Consider the following 2,325-nt stretch of genomic DNA (forward strand, 5'->3'; position numbering starts at 1 on the left):
CACAGAACCAACAAAGCTTGTCGCAGTAGGAGATGTGCAGGTAGAGCGAGATCTCGTCGCCATCATCGAGCCCCTGCAGCCAACCACGATAGACGGCAGCATCAACGCCTGAATGAAAATGCGGCGCGGTCGGGTAACTGGTGTAGCGGGGGACATTCTCGCCAAGTCTGGCAGCCAATTCCGGTCGCATGTCGCCTTCCATCATCCTTGCAAGGCTGAATTCTGGCTCCAGATCCGCACCGTCGCCTTGATTTCGGTCAAGGCCCTCTGCGGACAAACTGCCGCAAGGGATTTGCAGCCGCTGGTGTTATCTTGCCGGCACCTTTGATCCGTCGGGACGATTATGATGACAGTGCGGGAGGACGTTCACAGTGCCGGCATTCCAGTACTTTGCCAGTCTTGCGAGGCACGGCATCGCGGAGTCTGTGGTGCGCTCGATCCCGACCAGTTGGTCGCACTCGCCAAGACCTCGTCAAAACACAGGGTTGAGCCCGGGATCGAACTGATCGGCGACGCCGAGACCGTCGACAGCTATTCGAATGTGCTTTCGGGTGTGGTCAAGCTGACAAAGAGCCTTTCCGACGGTCGCCAGCAGATCGTCGGCCTCCAGTTTGCGCCCGACTTTCTGGGACGGCCGTTCAAGGTGGAAAGCGCGATCAACGCGGAAGCCGCAACCGCCGTTTCCCTGTGTTCGTTTCCGAAGGCCGCCATCGAACGGATGATGAAGGAATCGCCGGAACTCGAGCATCGCCTGCTCAAGCAGACGCTGAACGAGCTCGACGAAGCACGCGACTGGATGCTGACGCTGGGGCGCAAGACCGCTTCGGAAAAGGTGGCAAGCTTCTTGCTGATGATCGCCAGGAATATCGATCCCACGGCCAAACCTACCGCAAGATCGGCGACCTTCGACCTGCCGCTGACACGCGCCGACATCGCCGACTTTCTTGGGCTGACGATCGAGACGGTGAGCCGCCAGCTGACCAGGCTAAGAACGGACGGCGTGATCCGGATCGAGAACAACCGGCATGTGACTATCGACAGCCTAAGCCGACTGGAGCGACGCTCCGGCGCTTAGATTGCGCCTTGGTCGATGATCCCGATCGCCGGCAAGACATGCTCGCGTTCAAATGCGATGTGACGGCGCATGCTTTCGAAGAAGCCACGCAGCATGAAGCCGACCGCTTCGGCATTCTCGACTGTCTCGCCATGGCCGATCGCCAGCAGGATTTCAGTCACCTCCCCGGCAAAGCATTCGTCTTCGACGTGTTCGGCGCGCAATCGCCGGGTTGAGGCAAGGTTGGCATTGCTGCCGCCTGTAGCGGCCTCATAGGCGGGAAAGATGATCGTTTCTTCATATTGATGAATATTGCGCAACAACGGAACGATTGCGTTGGCTATGCCAAGGCACTTCAGGCGATCGACATTCGGCAAAGCGTCCGCGATTTTCTCCAGAGCATCACAGAGCTGCAGTTTTTCCCTGTGCGCGCGCTTCATCACTGCGCTTGGGATTGCCTCTCTGCCGGATCGGCCAGCTAGCATCGAATTCTCGCGGCGCACTTCGAACAGCGACGATCCCCGCCCTTTCTCTTCGTTCAATGGCCGCCTCCCACTCGTTCGCAAAACCAACGCTGCCCAATCCAAAACCATGCAGCTTTGATTTGGATCAAGGCGGCGACGATGTAGCCGCGGAATTGGTCTTGCTGCGGATTGGCGTCCGCGCATCGGGATCAGCGGTCGGGGACATGTCATGAAGTTCGGCACAGAAATCGTCGCTTTGGGCCTTTTCGCTTTTCTGGCGCTGGTGGCAGCCGGCTTCGGCGTGGACGAGCCGTTTCGTCAGCACATGTGGGTGCTGTTCTTCGTGCTGCTTGGCTTTGTCGTCGTCCTTCTGCGCAACACCAGCTTTGAGGCAACGGCCCCGATCGACCCTGCGGCATATATGGACGGGCCGGTCCGCTACGGCGCCATCGCAACTATGTTCTGGGGCGTCGTCGGCATGCTCGTCGGCGTGATTATCGCACTGCAGCTTGCCTATCCGGATCTAAACATCGAGCCGTGGTTCAATTTTGGCCGAATGCGGCCATTGCACACATCCGGCGTCGTCTTTGCGTTCGGCGGCAACGCGCTGCTTTGCACCTCCCTGTACGTCGTACAGCGCACCTGTCGCGCCCGGCTGTTCGGCGGCGACCTCGCCTGGTTCGTGTTCTGGGGTTATCAGCTTTTCATCGTCATGGCCGCGACCGGCTACCTGCTCGGCATCACCGAGAGCCGCGAATATGCCGAGCCCGAATGGTATGTGGACATATGGCTGACCATCGTCTGGGT

3 protein-coding genes and 1 pseudogene are annotated in these 2,325 nt (G+C 59.2%); 2 read left to right on the forward strand and 2 right to left on the reverse strand.

Annotation, left to right across the window (positions count from 1 at the left end):
• Positions 1-190, reverse strand: a pseudogene (locus EOA85_RS33020) (coproporphyrinogen III oxidase); the annotation flags it as partial.
• Between the two features lie 156 nt (positions 191-346).
• On the opposite strand from EOA85_RS33020, the gene EOA85_RS33025 reads away from it, so the two are divergent.
• Entirely contained in the window at positions 347-1,075 is a 729-nt protein-coding gene (locus tag EOA85_RS33025; protein ID WP_127212508.1) for a Crp/Fnr family transcriptional regulator, read from the forward strand.
• On the opposite strand, the gene EOA85_RS33030 is transcribed toward EOA85_RS33025, so the two are convergent.
• Positions 1,072-1,494 carry a hemerythrin domain-containing protein gene (locus EOA85_RS33030; protein ID WP_127212509.1) on the reverse strand — a complete coding sequence of 141 codons (423 nt, stop codon included), beginning with the start codon at positions 1,492-1,494 and terminating at the stop codon, positions 1,072-1,074. The genes EOA85_RS33025 and EOA85_RS33030 overlap by 4 nt on opposite strands.
• Before the next feature lie 253 nt (positions 1,495-1,747).
• On the opposite strand from EOA85_RS33030, the gene EOA85_RS33035 reads away from it, so the two are divergent.
• Positions 1,748-2,325: cbb3-type cytochrome c oxidase subunit I (locus EOA85_RS33035; protein ID WP_206523433.1), on the forward strand; the 578-nt coding region annotated here is incomplete at its 3' end.

Source organism: Mesorhizobium sp. M5C.F.Ca.IN.020.29.1.1, from assembly GCF_003997375.1.
Lineage (GTDB): Bacteria > Pseudomonadota > Alphaproteobacteria > Rhizobiales > Rhizobiaceae > Mesorhizobium > Mesorhizobium wenxiniae.

Coding starts and splice junctions, on each gene's coding strand:
- EOA85_RS33025 (WP_127212508.1), top strand. CDS start 347: ATGACAGTGCGGGAGGACGTTCACAGTGCCGGCATTCCAGTACTTTGC.
- EOA85_RS33030 (WP_127212509.1), bottom strand. CDS start 1,494: ATGAAGCGCGCGCACAGGGAAAAACTGCAGCTCTGTGATGCTCTGGAG.